The sequence below is a fragment of the Paenibacillus riograndensis SBR5 genome, from assembly GCF_000981585.1.
GTDB classification, from domain to species: Bacteria; Bacillota; Bacilli; order Paenibacillales; family Paenibacillaceae; genus Paenibacillus_AQ; species Paenibacillus_AQ riograndensis.
Genome location: NZ_LN831776.1, coordinates 5,048,652 through 5,064,816, shown reverse-complemented (window position 1 = coordinate 5,064,816; position 16,165 = coordinate 5,048,652). Strand labels below are relative to the sequence as shown.

The window sequence follows — 16,165 nt, the reverse complement described above, 5'->3', positions numbered from 1 at the left end:
CCTGCACAGAACACGCACACAGGCCGGAGTCCTCTTTTGAGGGGACTCCGGCCTATGTTTTGGAACAACACCAGCGCCATTTGTGATGATAGGGCAGCGCTGGCATCGCTAGCGCCAAGGTAGCTCTAAGAAGAAGGGGTGACGCTGATGCTGTTAGCGGCCAAGGCACTCTATGAAGAAGAGGTAGCGCTGACATCGCCAGCGGTCAGGGCGGCTTGCCTGCTGCGGGTTGACAGGTAGCTGAGCCAGGCACCGGCCAAACCCAAGGCAGCCAGGCTGGCGGCTAGCCAGGGAATGGAGGAAAGGCCCCATTGGGTGATGGCCGCTCCGCCAAGATAAGCTCCGGTGGCATTGCCCAGGTTCAGCGCAGAATGGCTGGATGTGGTGGCTAGTAGCGGAGCTTTATGCGCGAGATTCATGATGCGCAATTGAATGCCGGGCATGATGCCAAACGCGGCGATGCCCCACATGAAGACGTTAATGATAGTAAGCACAGGGTTGTGCAGTGTCCAAGAGAACAGGGAGATCATAATAGCCAGGATGGCAAAATTGACTATAAGCGAGGGCATCAGCTTCCAGTCGGCCAGTTTGCCGCCGATCAGATTGCCAAGGGTTACCCCCGCTCCAAATAGTACCAGAATCCAAGTCACATTATGTTCGGCAAACCCCGTGATCTCCTCCAGCATCGGGGTGATGTAGGTAAATAAGGAGAACAGGCTTGCGCAGCCCAAGGCCCCTGTCAGAAGTATCAGCAGCACCTTCGGATTAAGCAGCCCGCGTACCTGTTCCGAGAGATTGGCTGTTTGTTCCTGAACAATGACCGGTATGAACCGGATGATTCCGAACAAGGACACGACGCCAAGCACAGTGATTGCTCCAAAAGAAGCTCTCCAACCAAGCTGCTGGCCAATAAAGGTACCGAAGGGCACCCCGATAATATTGGCGACTGTAAGGCCGGCAAGCACGACGGATACAGCGCCTGCCCGCTTCTCGGGCCGGACCAGCCGGGCCGCGATAATCGTCCCCACTCCGAGGAAAGTTCCGTGTGCAAAGGCTGTAAGGATCCGGGCCAGAATCAGCAGCGTATAGGTAGGCGCAATCACCGACACAGCGTTCCCGAAGATGAAAATGCACATCAGGATCATGAGCAGTTTTTTCTGGGGCAGGCGGTGGGTGAAGATCGTCAGCACAGGCGCACCGATGGCAACACCGAGGGCATAGCTCGTAATGAGCTGTCCGGCCTGCGGAATACTCACACCTAGATCTCTGGCAACGTTGGGCAAAAGCCCCATGATGATGAATTCGGTCATGCCGATTGCAAAAGCGCCCAAAGTAAGGCAAAGCAAAGACATTGGGAAACGCTCTTTACGCGGTGGCGATTGGCTTTTGTCCACAGTAGGGTTCAATGTGCTGATCCTTCCCCAGTCTCCAGCGGCTCATTCCAGCCTTTACAGACATCGACCCAATCCTTGGCGCCCGAGTAGACGGCCAACTCGTCACAGTTCAGTTCGATTGCGGAATTGGTGCTGCCGCAGGCTGGAAACAGAGTTGTGAATCTTTTCATAGACACATCCAGATAGACCTCCAAATCACGGGCGAGTCCAAAAGGGCACACCCCTCCGATTTCGTGTCCGGTCTGCTCCAGAACCTCTTCCGGGCTGAGCATTCTTGCTTTGAGGCCAAAGCTCTCCCTGAATTTCTTGTTGTCAACCTTGGCATCTCCGGCGGCTACAACGAGAATGGCAGACTCATCCGTGCCCCGGAAGGAGAGTGTTTTGGCAATCCGGGCCGGAATGACCCCAATGGTTGCGGCTGCCATCTCTACAGTGGCGCTTGATGTGGCAAATTCCAGGATGTCCTGCTCCCGCCCTACACGCCGGAAATGTTCTTTTACATTTGCAATGGACAAGGTCAAGTCTCCTTTCTGAAAGCTTTTCATATTGTCTTACATTTTAACCTGTTTTGGAATATTGGGCAAAGTAAATCTCATCATCGGCTTGTGCACCCTTGTCGGGGCCATTAGCTTTGATGCGGCTGGGCTTGGGCAGCCTTTCACAGTGACCTGTTCATAGCTTCGCCGAATTTTTGTTGACCTTCTGAAGCAAAGCAATAAGCTGATCAACCTCATCCCCGTCTAAATCGAGGGTAAGCTTGCGGTCCAAATCTGTCAGGATCGACTGGAGGACAGGAGCGAACTTAACCGCCTTGGGGGTCGGATACAGCAGGGAAGAGCGGCGGTCCTTGGGATCGGTTCTCCGCTCAATATAACCGGCTTCCTCCAGCTTCTTCACGGAGCGGGCGGTGGTGGCTTTATCGAATTTCATTTCGTTGGTCATTTGATCCTGCGTAATGCCGGGATGGTTCACAATCAGCTTCAAAAAAATGTGCTGTCCGCCGCTGCCGATACCGTAGGGCAACAGTTCTTTGACCAGATACTTTTGATTCTGGCGATGGAGCTGGGAGACCAGCTTCCCGATGGGTTCTCTATTTGAATTCAACATGTACACCTCATTGGTTAAAATCCTGCGGCCAGCAGGCTGCTTTCTTATAATTTAAAATAGTACAGTAAAATAGTTGCGTGCGCAACCGAATTGCGATACACTAGGGAAGCTAAGTTTGTTGCGGACGCAACTATATCCGGGGTATAAGAGGTGTTATTTTATTATGAGTACGATGACTGCAACTTATCAGGAGGACGCGGCCGTTCAGAAGAAACGCTGGCTGATTCTGATTGTTCTGAACCTGTTCACGTTTATGTCCACGCTCGACGGAAGCATTGTGAACATTGCCTTGCCGGTGCTGGTGAAGCAGCTCCATTTACCGATGGCGCAGGTGGAGTGGGTCACGACAGGCTATTTGATGGCGATTTGCTCAGCCGTGCTGTTCTTTGGAAAGCTTGGGGATATCGCCGGCAAGATCCGGATTTTTAAAATCGGCACGGTGATCTTCATCCTCGGCTCGCTGCTCTGCGGCTTGAGTGCAAGCCTCCCGCTGCTGATTGCTTCACGGGTGATTCAGGCAATCGGCGCTTCGATGACCATGGCCAACAGCCAGGGAATTGTCACGGATATTTTTCCGGCCACTGAACGGGGCAAGGCACTGGGGCTGATCGGTACCTTTGTATCTCTTGGAAGTATAGCCGGACCCAGCCTGGGGGGAATCATCGTCTCTACATTAGGGTGGGAATATATATTCTGGGTGAACGTTCCGATAGGTCTGATCGCCATCGTGCTGGGGTGGAAGGTACTGCCCAAGGATCTGATCCGGGTAAAATCCAAGATTGACCTTCCCGGCAGCCTGCTGTTCGCCGTATTTATCGTCACCTTGTTTGCCGGCATGCTTCTCGGCCAGCAGGTGGGGTATGGGGATAGCCGGATTATCTCGGCGCTGGCCGCCGCCGCCGCAGCTTTTATTGTCTTTCTTATTGTAGAGCTGCGCCGGAGCCAGCCGCTATTGCAGCTGTCCCTGTTCAAGAACCCGTTATTTTCGCTCAGCATACTATGCGCGTTTCTGGTATTCGTAGCGAATTTCTGCTTTAACATTATCGCTCCGTTTTATGCGCAGAACATGCTGAACCTGTCGCCGTTCTATGCAGGCTTTCTGCTTATGCTGTTCCCGATTTCCATGGTCATTGTCGCTCCGCTTAGCGGGGCATTGTCCGATAAAATCGGCTCGGAATTCCTTACCTTCGCCGGTCTGATTGTCATGGTGATCGCACAATTTGGTTTGGCCCGTCTGCATGATGGAAGTGCCGTCGCACTGGTAGGCGTCTGGATTGCCATGCTGGGGATCGGCAGCGGGCTGTTCCAGTCGCCGAATAACTCGCTGATAATGTCTACCGTCCCGCGGACCCAGCTGGGCTCAGCGGGCAGCGTCAACTCGCTGGTCCGCAATGTGGGGATGGTTGTCGGCATCACGATTGCCACCTCGATCCTTTTCAATGTAATGAGCAGCAAGGCAGGCTACCGGGTAACCGATCTGATCCCCGGCCGTCCGGATGTTTTCCTCTCCGGCATGCATGTCGTGTTCATGACCTCGTCGGCTATCTGCCTTGTATCGGCGCTGCTGACAGGCTGGCGGCTGTTTTCGATCAAAAGGGCAAAGCGGGCCAAAAGAGCATCGGCCTGAGAATCACTCGGCCTGAGATTCCTGCGGGCAGGGCTTCTCATTGCCAGAGATTCCTACGGCCTGGGACTTCTGCGGCTTGAAATTCCCTTGGCCTGAGATCTATACGGCCTGAAGTTCTTTCGGCCTAACACTTCTACAGCATGAGATTCCTGCCGTCTTCGACTTCTGCGCTGGTCGCTTCGTTCCCATGCCTTGTCCGCAGACTGGTACTGCTCAAAGCTGCTCACATCGTAAGCTCTATTCAAACTGGAAGCCTTTCAGCCTGACTTCAGGCCGGGAGGCTTTTTTGTGGATTCCAGTATAGGCGGCATCTCCAGGGAAAATGTCCCCGGGATTATTAATAGCACCTCAGGCGCATTATATGGAGGCAGAGTAGTAAACTTCCAAACTTCCGCTAGCTCTGGAGTCAAGGGGAGAAGCTTGATCATCTATATCCTTCCACATTAGGTACAGGCGCAACATTCGATTGCACTTTATACAGCAGATGAGCCGAAAATTGGCCGAAAAACTCAATCTGCTGCACTTTGTACAGTAGAATCCCCTGGAATAGCTGCTTTTGACGCAAAAACCACAAAACTATTGCACGAAAGAGTCAATTTCATAATTCAGTTTGCTGAATAGCAAGACTCGGCCAAAATCTAAGGTCATTTTTTAAAAAATCAGGCCACTTGCTGGGAGTTGCGTAACCGCTGGTTTAACTTGTCTAGCGCAAACTTGCTGAGATTGTAAGCTAGTGTACTGAGCTGGAAATCAACTCTTGCCCGGACGCCGCGGTGACGCGTACGTTTCATGCCAAAATACTCTTTAAGATATGCAAAAACTCGCTCCACTGCCGTACGCTTCTTGTACAGCTCTGTAAAGCTCTCGCTACCTCTTGCGGGATAGGTGTGCTTGCGTAAATCCGTTTGTATGCGGATTTTAAACACCTTTTGGCAGCCGGAACCGGAAAGTGGACAGTCTTTGCACTGGCTCGGCTGGGTATACTTCAGCGTTTCGTACTTGGCATCAAAACTGTCGTAGCGGTAGGTATGCCCCTGTGAGCATACGGGATTGTAGTCCGAGTTCATTCCCTTGGGCGGCTCTTTGTGGTGAATCATTGGAATCGTAGGATAGGCGCCTAACGAATGAATCAACTGGTAGATGGCTGCGCTGTCGTACCCTTTGTCTCCCAAGACATGCTTTACGTTTAACCTAGGAAACTTCAGGAGCAGGCCTTTGAGAAGGATAACCGCCATGCGCTGGTCATTCAAATTCGCCGAACTCCATAAGCCACTAAGAATATACTGACAGTCCGCATCGACCAGCAGATTTGCCTTGAACCCGTAATAACTGGTAAGTCTACCTTTCGCATTTTTCTTGTCACAACGCGCGGCATGCCGGGGTAATGCTGCAAGCAATTCATCGTACGTGTAGGGCAGCATCTGTTCAATGGTTTTCTCAAACGGTCCTAGGCTCTCTTCATAAGCTTCCCGTTCCTTGCGCCGACGTTCCTTTTCTTCAGCAGAAGGACGTCCAGGCGGGTAGACGGGTTTTTTGGGCCGCTCGTCCACAGGCTCGGACTCGGGCTCGGTGAGTTCTAGCTGCAGCTGCTGAGCCACCGGAGCATCACTTGGCTTTTTAGCACGGCGGGCCGCGCGGCGTTTGGATGCAGCTTCGCTAAATAGGCTATCCCAAGCCTCAACGATAGAGGAATCCAAAGCGAGATGCATACCCGTAACGAACTCTTCCTCCAGGGCGGACAGCACCAGAGTATCCTGAAGGTCCTCGAGCATGCCCGTTTGCTCAAGCACATGAATCAAACGGGAGTACGAGGCTTCGCTCGGGATGCGGTTGGAACCGGTGAACCGGCACTGCACCCGAAATTCCTCGCTGAATCGAAGTCGCCGGACCAACGCGGATACAAACTCGATGCCCTCCATTTTTGCGATGAGCAGCGAGTAGATCATCGCGGGTACGTTTAGTTCTTCCGGCCGCCCACGGTTGTTCTTTTTTCCAAGCGCGTGCAAGACCGGAGCGAGATTTAAGTGTTCAAAGATCTGACTGTATTTATCTTCCGGTCGCATCAGCAACAAATCCTCAAAGGAAAACAGCTCTTCTTGCCGAATAGAATACATGGGGATTACCTCTTTTCATTCTCGGATGTTGGTTTGGTCACCTATATCTTCGAGATTTGGGGAGGTACTCCCTTTTCTATGCTCAAAAAAACCAATCCTAGCAAGGGTTTTGAATTATGAAATTGTCTCCGAAATACAGCAGAATGTGATTTGGCATAGCAGAGTAAGCTTTCTATTGCATGAAATACAGCAGAAAGTGATTCTCGCACAGAGGCATAAGTTTTCTGTTGCCTAAAGTGCAATCAGGAAGAAATCTGCTAGTATTACTGTCACAAATCTCAAGTATTACTGTCACAAATCCGCAAGGTACATTGTCTACAGTATGTACACACATTATGGAGGCGATGAGAATGAGTTTAAGATTTAATTACAGAGCGGTAAATGAGCAGGCTTTCCGGGCAATGATGACGCTGGAGCAGTATGGAGGCGGACGGATCAAAGATAAGGTATTATATGAGTTAGTGAAAATACGCGTCTCCCAGATCAACGGCTGCGCCTTCTGCCTGGATATGCATGCGAAGGACCTGATGAAGCTGGGCGATTATGCGGACCATATTTTGCTGCTCAGTGTATGGCGAGAGGTGCCGTTGTTTACAGATAAGGAAAAAGCGCTGCTTGAACTTGCCGAAACGGTAACCCTTATTAGTCAAGCCGGGGTTCCTGCGGCGCTGTATGACAAGGTTATGGAGCATATCAGCCAGGAAGAGTTTGTAGACTGGATTATGGTCATCAATACAATCAACAGCTGGAACCGTATCGCAATCTCTACCGGAATGTATCCGGGTTGTTTTAACTGAACCACAGCAAAAAGTTAGGCTGGAAGCACAGGGGGGACAGCAGTGAAGGACCGGGACAGTAAGGCTGGCAGCACGGCTCCGCAGATAGCGGGAGAGCTTAGCGTGGAGGAAATCTACCGCAGCTATAATCGTTATGCCTTCTCGATTGCATACCGAATGCTGGGAACTGTGGCCGATGCGGAGGATGCCGTGCAGGATTGTTTTGCCGGGCTGCAGCAGAAGGAACTCAGCGGTGTGCTCAATATGAAGGCTTACTTGGCAAAGGGGATTACCAACCGCTGCCTGAATATCCTCAGCTCTGCGCGCAGCCGCAGGGAAACCTATATCGGAGAGTGGCTGCCCGAGCCTGTCAGCGAGGCTTACGACGGGCCGGAAGCGTCAGCGGAGCGGAAGGATACGCTGTCTTATGCTTTTCTGGTCCTGCTGGAACGGCTGTCACCCACAGAAAGAGCGGCGTTTGTGCTGAGGGAGGTTTTTCAGTACGAATATGATGCTATCGCAGAGATGGTTGGCAAGTCCGGGAGCAACTGCCGGCAAATCTTCAGCCGGGCCAAGCGCACGCTTCAATCGAAGCAGTTGCTGCCAGCGGCAGCAGGGGAGGCGAACCCCGCTTCTAGAGAAAAGCTGCTGCGCCGGTTCACCACCGCTTTTGCAGCTTATGATGTTGGCGGCATGCTGGCGCTGCTGGCTGAACAACCTGTGCTTATCGGTGACGGGGGCGGACAGGAAGTGCATACGATTCTTAGACCTATGGTCGGTCGCAAAGGTGTGCTGGCACTGCTGACTTCGCGGAGGGTACTCCAGCGAATGCGTGAGTGGGAGGTCGCAGTCGGCAGTATCAACGGCGAGCCGAATCTTGTGTTCAAGCAGCAAGGAGAGGTTCGGGCGGTGCTCTGCCTGACACTGGACAAGAGCGGGGAGCAGATTCAGGAGCTGTACCTGGTTATGGCTCCCGGTAAGCTGAAGCATGTGTCAGCCTAAAGCCTAGCGGCCCTGCTTTGGAACGTATAGGTCCTGTTCAAAAGCCAGGTCTCCGGTATCTATAATTCCACAACAAAAAAGCGCCGCCTGCCCGGGCTGCGGGCAGGCGGCGCTTTTTTAAAAGATAATTTATATGTTTTGGGGCCCCTTATTTATTGTATAGGAAACTTCCGCAAGTGGATAATATTATGCTTAAAGTTGTAAATAAATACTTTGGACGAATTTGTAACGAGCAACGGCAGAAATACCGTTGTTGGAGCGTCGAAGGCCAGTTTGCCCGGAAACAACGGCAGAAATATTACTTACTGGTTTCTCCGCAGGTGCTATATAAGTTGAACTTTAGTTTTACATTGTTGGGTATGGTCGTAACTGCGGGGAATGTTTGGACTTCCAGCCGCTGTTGTCGTAAGAATTTCTTGATTGGAATCGCCTTTTGCGGTTGAAATCCGGTGACTGATTATGCTTCCGATGCTAGCTTTCCTACGGAAAGCTTTCAGGCGGACGCTGCCGCTCTGTAAGTATCCAAACTTCCCCTCGGCACTTCTACCCTTTTTATGAGCTCTTTAAGTTCTACTTATATAGTTGGAAAAAGGGAACTTATTTTTCCGGAAATTAAGAAATCCTGAGAGTGAAGTGGAAAAAGTAAATCTAATTGGGCCAATTTTCTTGAAAAATGGCGAAATGAGCTGAATTAGTGTCCCTTTTTCCACTTCATCTGCCCGAGGATAGGGTACTCCGGCAAATTAGTTAACCTTTTTCCACTTAAAAAGTTGCCGTAGGATTCATGGGGAATCGTTCTCCAGGTAACGCTAGAACCAAGACGGCTGCGCAGCCCGTGGAGGACGGCACAGCCGTTTTTGTTAATGAGTCTAGTTCTTAAAGCTGTGGATCGGAGCCGGAATACGTCCGCCCCGGTTAACGAACCCAGAGCAGTCGAACTTGTTCACAGCCATGACCGGTGCATAGCCGAGCAGACCGCCGAATTCAACCATTTCGCCCACTTCTTTGCCGATGACCGGGATTACGCGGACTGCTGTGGTCTTGTTGTTGACCATGCCGATAGCCGCTTCGTCGGCAATGATGCCTGCGATGGTTTCTTTGCTGGTGCTGCCGGGAATAGCAATCATATCAAGGCCGACCGAGCAGACACAGGTCATCGCTTCCAGCTTCTCCAGTGTCAGCGCCCCGCGCTGCACGGCCTGAATCATGCCGTGGTCTTCGCTGACCGGGATAAAAGCGCCGCTGAGCCCGCCGACGTAGGATGAAGCCATAACGCCGCCTTTTTTGACATTGTCGTTAAGAATAGCGAGTGCGGCAGTCGTACCGGGTGCGCCTGCTTCCTCCAGCCCCATCACCTGAAAAATCTCGGCGATGGAATCACCGATCAGCGGGGTTGGCGCCAGCGACAGATCGATAATGCCAAAAGGCACACCAAGCCGTTTGGAGGCTTCCTGGGCAACCAGCTGGCCCACGCGGGTAACCTTGAAGGCGGTCCGCTTGATCGTCTCGCACAGCGTCTCGAAGTCATGGCCCTTCACTTCCTCCAGCGCCCGCTTGATTACGCCGGGACCGCTGACGCCCACGTTGATTACACATTCGCGCTCCCCGACTCCGTGAAACGCACCGGCCATGAACGGGTTGTCCTCCACCGCATTGCAGAACACCACCAGCTTGGCGCAGCCGATGGAATCGCACTCCTTAGTGCGCTCTGCCGTCTGAAGGATAATATCGCCCATCAGCTTCACAGCGTCCATGTTGATTCCGCTGCGCGAGGAGCCGACATTGACGGAAGAACACACTCTTTCTGTTACCGCCAGCGCTTCAGGAATGCTGTCGATCAGAATCCGGTCGCCTTTGGTGCAGCCCTTCTGCACCAGCGCCGAAAAGCCGCCGATAAAGTTCACGCCAACCTCTTTGGCCGCCTTGTCCAGAACTTCGGCAACCGGGACATAGGTATCGGTGTGGACCGCCCCGGCGGCAATGGAGACAGGAGTAACCGATATCCGCTTGTTGACGATCGGCACACCGAATTGCCGCTCCAGATCTTCGCCGGTTTTGACCAGCTTCTCGGCGGAGCGGGTGATTTTGTCATACACATTCTGATTGAACACGCGCATATCGGTGTGGGCACAGTCCATCAGGCTGATTCCCATCGTAATGGTACGGACATCGAGGTTCATTTCCCGGATCATTTTATTCGTTTCCTGTACTTCCACAATTGAAATCATAGGTTAAACTCCTTTATTAATTTAGTGCTGTATCTCAATTTTCAGCGGTTTAAATCCGATGCATAATATTGAAGATATCCTCATGCTGAAGCTTGATTTCCACGCCGATCTCTTCACCCACCTGCTGCAGATCCTCCACAATCTCTTCAAAGGATTTGCTGGGTGCGGAAATATCCACGATCATCATCATGTTGAAGTAATCCTGTACGATGGTCTGTGAAATGTCCAGAATGTTCAAATTATGGCCTGCGAGATAGGTGCAGACCTTGGCAATAATACCGACTTTGTCTTTTCCCAGTACTGTGATAATCCCCTTCAATGTAAAGCCTCCTATTAATATATTTATCTGGTGCTTTGTCCATCCGCCGCTTTAACGGAATGAACCATTTCAATTATTATGGCAAAGGAACGGCAACTCTACAACCGAAGTTTTTTTGTCCATATCTTCATAGATTTGATCTTAAGCCCCAATTTTCATAGAATACAGTTGACAGGGCTGAGAAGCTATGATTAAGTAACTTGTTTATATTAGCGGCTTGAAGGAGAAATAATGACAACGAGAAAATACAAAGAGCTGGTCGCGCAACGTACCAGACAAACACTCCACAATTGGTCCTCACAGGAATTCGTCAGCGAAAAAGATATTTACCGTTTCCTCCATAATTTGAAGGGTACCGCCGGAACGGTGGGACTCGTCAAGGTCGAGCAGCAGGCGGGCAGCATCATGCTGTATTTCTCGGAAGATGTCCATCGCAGCTGGACGGAAGCGGAATGGGGAGATTACCTATACCCGCTTTTGGAGCTTTTTGACAATGAGCAAGATGAAGCGCATCCGATGCTGCAGAGTTCCAGTCCGCCGGGGACAGAACCGTTTCATGGCATACACCACCAGCATGAGATTCTGATCATTGATGATGATGTTGAACTGGTGGCTTTTTTACGCGAATCCCTTGAAAAGCAGTCCTATTATGTCAGCATTGCCTTGTCCGCCGAGCGCGGACTGAAAATATTTTACGAAAGCAAGCCGGATCTGATCCTGCTGGATATTCTGCTCCCGGACCAGAGTGGAATTGATGTGCTGAAGCAAATCATCGGCAAGGCCAAAAAAGAACGGATTCCCATCATCATCGTCAGCGGCGAGCATTCCAAGGATATTCAAATGTACGCTTATTCGCTGGGGGTGATGGATTATCTGCCGAAGCCGCTGGACATCGATCTGTTCCTGGTGCTGATCAAAAACCGTTTTGAGCTGAAGCGGGAGTGGCAGGAATCGGTGATTGTGGATGAGCTGACCGGTGCGTTCAACCGCAAGTACTTCAATCAGACGATGAAGCGGCTTGTTTCCGATTTCCGGCGGACCGGCCGGATTTTTTCGGTGGCGCTGATGGATCTGGATCATTTCAAGCATGTAAATGACACCTATGGCCATCTGGTCGGCGATGAAGTGCTGCAGACCTTTTCCGGGGCGGTGCGGCGTTCCATACGTGTAGAAGATACCTTTTGCCGGTTCGGCGGAGAAGAATTTGCCTTGTTCATGCCGAATACGGATTCGGCTTCAGCCCTTCTGGTGGTGCAGCGGATTCAGCAGGAGTTTGCCGCAAGAAGCTTTACCGCCAAAAAGGAGCAGTTTCATGTTACCTTTTCAGCCGGCATTACGGAGGTCCGCGAGGCCCTTCATGAACCGGACCGGCTGATCGGGGAAGCAGACCAGGCGCTATATGCCAGCAAGGCTGAAGGAAGGAACCGCACTACCCTGTATACCAAACAGCTTGGCACCGGCCAGGAAGAATCGCTGCTGAATGTGATTGTCATCGATGACGACGCTCTGATCCGCCGGATTGTGACCCAGCATTTCGCCGTCTGGGAACCGGCGGGCATTGGCCAAGTGAAGGTCAGCAGCTATGCAGGCGGCCCGCAGTTTCTGGAATCGGACTGGTATGCGGAAGGCGGTAAATATATTATTTTGCTTGATGGCATCATGCCGGAGCTGGACGGACTGGAGGTCCTGGAGCGGATTCGCAGCAGCTACCCGGAAGTGAATATTCTCGTAATCATGCTGACCGGACGGAATAACCAGCGCGATATCATCCATGCCTTGCAAATGGGTGCCGATGATTATGTGGTAAAGCCGTTTCATTTGCCGGAACTGCTGAGCAGAATAGAGCGGCTGGCACACAGATTTTTGTTCTGATACAGAAACTTGCACAACATCAAGAGGAGCAGAAAGGTGAGAAGCAGAAATGCAAAAAGTACTTATCGTGGATGATGAAGAGGTTCTGCGGATGCTGATTGAAGACACGCTGGAGGATCTGGAGAATGTGGAGATTCATACGGCCGAGAACGGTGCGGAGGCATTAACTAAGCTGTCCGGGCAGCTGTACGATCTCGTTATTCTGGATTATATGATGCCCGAGATGACCGGAATCGAAGTGCTGGAGGCGCTGGACATCGAACAAAAAAATGCCATGCCCATCCTGATGCTGACCGCCAAGGCGCAGGAGAACGACCGCAGTAAGGCCCGGGATGCCGGAGCGCGCTTTTTCATGCCCAAGCCGTTCAGCCCCATGGAACTTCTGCAAATTGTGGAGGGCATTCTACATGAGAACAGCGAAACCCTCTAACCACAGCATCAAAACAAAATATTACCGTATCATTACCTTGTTATTTCTGCTCCTGGTTGTGACAGTGACCGTCCTCTTCTTCTATATTAACTCGCAGCAAAGCAAGCTGAAGGCAGAGCGGGAGGTCTTGCAGACCAAAGCCCATACTATAGACAGGCTGGCTGGTGCGCTGAACGAGGTGTTTTTCCGGGCCAGGGGTTATGTTGCCCTGAAGAACAGCAATGAGCTGAGCCTGCTGAATACAGCGCTTGAGAATCTGGACGGTATCCTGGATCAATACTCCACGCTGAATTTGTCGGCAGAAGAGGCGGAATACCGGGATGCGCTGTCGGCTTTTTACACCAACTATAAAAGCAAGACGCTGCCGAAGGCGATTCAATTGGTTGAGAGCGATGATTATGAGGGAATCCGGACCCTTTCGCAGAGCGGCAGCACGCAGGCTTTGAATGATTTTCTCGCCTATACCAAGGCTTTCAAGGATAACTCTGATAAGCAATTAAGTGAGATGGCGGACCGTTCGATCCGGAAGGCCGACGGCTATACCGTTGCCGCTTTTGGCATCAGCGCCTTTCTGCTCCTCTTTTTCACACTGATGATCTGGCGGATGCTGAAGGTGCTGATTGATCCGATTGTCCGGCTGGAGGAGGCTACCCATTCGCTTGCGGCAGGTGAGGCGGTTCTGCTCGGCAGACTGCATAAGCAGGATGAGATCGGGCGCTTGTATGAGGCATTTCTGAATATGGCCCACAGCATCCAGGACAAGGAAGAAGAGCTGACGATGCAGAACGAAGAGCTGCAGGCCCAGCAGGATGAGCTTCAGGATCAGCAGTTCAAGCTGGAGCGCTCTCTGATTGAAATTGAAAGCATCATGAAGGCGCTCAATCAGACCTCAGCCGTCGGCATTTTGTCGGATAAGGGGCTGTTCACTTACGCCAATGACAATCTGAGCAAGTATACAGGCTACAGCCATTCCGAAATGATAGGCTATCCTTTCCGGTTATTGGAGCTGCTTAATATTACGGATTCCCAGCTTGAACAGATCTTCTTCAAACTGTCGACCGGCGGGATCTGGAGCGGAGAAGTGGAGGCTCTGGTGAAGGATGGTTCGGCGTCCGTGTGGCTCCATATGACGGTGATGCCTTATTTGAATGATGAGGGCAAGGTCTACCAGTATATCCTGATCGCGAACAATATCACTTCCCTCAAAAGTGCGCAGCAGCAGCTGGCGGTTACCCTCCGGAATACGGAGCAGACCACAGTGATGCTTGAGCGCTATAACCAGTTGAACCATGAGCTTACCTATACATTGGACAAGCAGGAATTTGCCGGGAAATTCAGCAGGTTCATGAACCAGATTTATGCGTTTGATTCCAGCCTCTTTTTCCTCGTCAAAGATAAGATCGCCGTGGTCAAAGGCGTGCCGCAGGAGAAAGTGGAGCAGTATCTCGATCATCATCATCTCGACATGCTGCACCGCCTGAAAGAAGAGAAGTCCTATATTGTCAAAAGAACAGGCTCGCCGCGGGAGCAGGGCATTTCACCGGATGAAGTCCTGTGCTACGATTTCTACACTTCTGTTGTGGGCGGGAATGATGAGATTCTGGCAGTATTCTGCGGCAGCCGGATCGGCCATGCCTTCACCGAAGAGGAGATCAGCGAAATTCAGGGCCTCGCGAGCCGGGTGGCGCTGGCGATTGAGCGGATCATGATGTACGAAGAAATCGAACACGGGCGCAAGCTGAACCAGGATATCGTCAACAATGTCAACGAGGGAATCCAGTTCGTCAATACCGAAGGCGTCATGCAGCATATCAACAAGGCGCTTAGCCAGTTGTTTCACTACGAATGGGCCGAAGGTTCGCTTATTCCTGCGGAGGCTTGGCTGGATGCGTTCACCGGCAAGTCCAATGAATCGGCAGAACTGCGGAGCTTCTACGAGAATGCGATAGCTGAATCAGCGCTGGATTCCAGTACAATGAAATATTCGCTGGGCAAAGAAGAAATTCAGCATGTGGACGTCTATGCCATCCCTGTGCTGCGGCGTGAAGACCGGATCGGCACATTGTTCGTACACCGCGATATTACCCGTGAATATGAGCTTGATGTGATGAAGTCCGAGCTGGTCAGCACAGTCAGCCATGAGCTGCGTACACCGCTGTCCAGCGTTCTTGGCTTCACGGAGCTGCTGCTGTCCAAAACCATGAAGCCGGAGAAGCAGCTGAAATATCTGGAGACGATTCATAAGGAAGCCAAACGCCTGACGGAGCTGATCAATGATTTTCTGGATCTGCAAAGAATGGAGTCGGGCACACAGCAGTACAATGTGGAACCGGCCCATCTCAGCGAAATTGTGCTCGGCGTGATTGACCAGTATAAGCTCAGCAGCACCCATCATATTCTTTTTGAAGATGAAGCGGTGCATGATGAAGTGGCCGTCGATAGGGACAAAATAGTCCAGGTGCTCACCAATCTGCTCAGCAATGCCATCAAATTTTCACCGGGAAGCCATGAAGTAAAGGTGATGCTCCATAATGAACCGGGCCGGATACTGGTACGAATTCAGGATCAAGGGCTGGGGATTCCCAAAAATCAGATCGGCCAGCTGTTCCAGAAATTCAGAAGAGTGGACAACAGTGCATCCAAGCGGATCGGGGGGACCGGACTGGGGCTTGCCATCTGCAAGGAGATTATTGAAAAACACAAAGGGACCATTGGCATTGATTCGGTAGAGGGTGAAGGATCTACTGTATGGTTCAGCCTCCCTGTGCAGGTTGCGGAAGAAAGCAGGCCTGTGGAGGAAATGTCCAAGTGGGGTGCGGACAAGGAACAGAAGCCGAGTGTGATGATTGTGGAGGATGATTACAGCCTGTCTCTGCTGCTCTCGGAAGAGCTGAAGGGCAAAGGCTTCCGGGTCACCCATCATTACCATCCGCAAAAAGCATTTGACCAGGCGCTGAAATCGCCTTTTGTGGCTATTGTCGTAGATCTGATGCTGGGCGTGGAGCTGGACGGGTGGGATCTGATCCGTATGCTCAAAAATGATCCCCGGACGGAGAAGGTTCCGATTGTGATCTCTTCGGCACTGGACCAAACGGATAAAAGCCTGCTTGAAAACGTGAAGACTTATCTGACCAAACCTTATCCTCCGGGTGAGCTGTCGAAAACACTGCAGGAAATTGTAGAAATCAAGCTGAAGTCGGGGGAAGTCCTTTTTCCCGGTAATGACTGCTAATCAGGGCTTGCCTTACAGTGGACTCTAAGGTATATAGTGAAATCGAAGCAGACAACCATTCAGG

At 51.5% G+C, this 16,165-nt stretch carries 12 protein-coding genes; 6 read left to right on the top strand and 6 right to left on the bottom strand.

Annotation, left to right across the window (positions count from 1 at the left end):
• Positions 1-170: 170 nt before the first annotated feature.
• The 3 genes from PRIO_RS21450 to PRIO_RS21440 all read right to left on the bottom strand — a co-directional run bounded on the left by PRIO_RS21450 (position 171) and on the right by PRIO_RS21440 (position 2,501).
• Entirely contained in the window at positions 171-1,352 is a 1,182-nt protein-coding gene (locus tag PRIO_RS21450; protein WP_020427758.1) for an MFS transporter, read from the bottom strand.
• Positions 1,353-1,402: 50 nt separating this feature from the next.
• Positions 1,403-1,909: a YbaK/EbsC family protein gene (locus PRIO_RS21445; protein ID WP_020427759.1), complete on the bottom strand. Its 507-nt coding sequence runs from the start codon at positions 1,907-1,909 to the stop codon at positions 1,403-1,405.
• Positions 1,910-2,066: 157 nt separating this feature from the next.
• Positions 2,067-2,501, bottom strand: coding sequence for a MarR family winged helix-turn-helix transcriptional regulator (locus PRIO_RS21440; protein WP_020427760.1), 435 nt, complete (start codon positions 2,499-2,501; stop codon positions 2,067-2,069).
• 163 nt (positions 2,502-2,664) lie between these two features.
• Between PRIO_RS21440 and PRIO_RS21435 the strand changes: the two genes are divergently transcribed.
• Positions 2,665-4,128: an MFS transporter gene (locus tag PRIO_RS21435; RefSeq protein WP_407944468.1), complete on the top strand. Its 1,464-nt coding sequence runs from the start codon at positions 2,665-2,667 to the stop codon at positions 4,126-4,128.
• A gap of 659 nt (positions 4,129-4,787) precedes the next feature.
• On the opposite strand, the gene PRIO_RS21430 is transcribed toward PRIO_RS21435, so the two are convergent.
• On the bottom strand, positions 4,788-6,242 hold the full coding sequence (locus tag PRIO_RS21430; RefSeq protein ID WP_046501121.1) for a transposase: 1,455 nt from the start codon (positions 6,240-6,242) through the stop codon (positions 4,788-4,790).
• Between the two features lie 350 nt (positions 6,243-6,592).
• Between PRIO_RS21430 and PRIO_RS21425 the strand changes: the two genes are divergently transcribed.
• Entirely contained in the window at positions 6,593-7,039 is a 447-nt protein-coding gene (locus PRIO_RS21425; RefSeq protein ID WP_020433158.1) for a carboxymuconolactone decarboxylase family protein, read from the top strand.
• 42 nt (positions 7,040-7,081) lie between these two features.
• Complete coding sequence (locus tag PRIO_RS21420; RefSeq protein WP_046504619.1) at positions 7,082-8,020, top strand: sigma-70 family RNA polymerase sigma factor; 939 nt, start codon at positions 7,082-7,084, stop codon at positions 8,018-8,020.
• Positions 8,021-8,889: 869 nt separating this feature from the next.
• On the opposite strand, the gene PRIO_RS21415 is transcribed toward PRIO_RS21420, so the two are convergent.
• Both PRIO_RS21415 and PRIO_RS21410 read right to left on the bottom strand, forming a co-directional pair.
• Positions 8,890-10,245, bottom strand: coding sequence for a PFL family protein (locus tag PRIO_RS21415; RefSeq protein ID WP_248630926.1), 1,356 nt, complete (start codon positions 10,243-10,245; stop codon positions 8,890-8,892).
• 52 nt (positions 10,246-10,297) lie between these two features.
• A complete protein-coding gene (locus PRIO_RS21410; RefSeq protein ID WP_019910116.1) occupies positions 10,298-10,567 on the bottom strand; it encodes an ACT domain-containing protein in 270 nt (89 codons plus the stop codon).
• A gap of 231 nt (positions 10,568-10,798) precedes the next feature.
• Between PRIO_RS21410 and PRIO_RS21405 the strand changes: the two genes are divergently transcribed.
• The 3 genes from PRIO_RS21405 to PRIO_RS34015 are packed head-to-tail and all read left to right on the top strand — an operon-like array spanning position 10,799 to position 16,101.
• Positions 10,799-12,439 carry a GGDEF domain-containing response regulator gene (locus PRIO_RS21405; RefSeq protein ID WP_020426815.1) on the top strand — a complete coding sequence of 547 codons (1,641 nt, stop codon included), beginning with the start codon at positions 10,799-10,801 and terminating at the stop codon, positions 12,437-12,439.
• Between the two features lie 49 nt (positions 12,440-12,488).
• Positions 12,489-12,869 carry a response regulator gene (locus PRIO_RS21400; protein WP_020426814.1) on the top strand — a complete coding sequence of 127 codons (381 nt, stop codon included), beginning with the start codon at positions 12,489-12,491 and terminating at the stop codon, positions 12,867-12,869.
• Positions 12,847-16,101, top strand: coding sequence for an ATP-binding protein (locus PRIO_RS34015; RefSeq protein ID WP_020426813.1), 3,255 nt, complete (start codon positions 12,847-12,849; stop codon positions 16,099-16,101). Before PRIO_RS21400 ends, PRIO_RS34015 begins: the two co-directional genes overlap by 23 nt.
• The last annotated feature ends 64 nt before the right edge of the window (positions 16,102-16,165 follow it).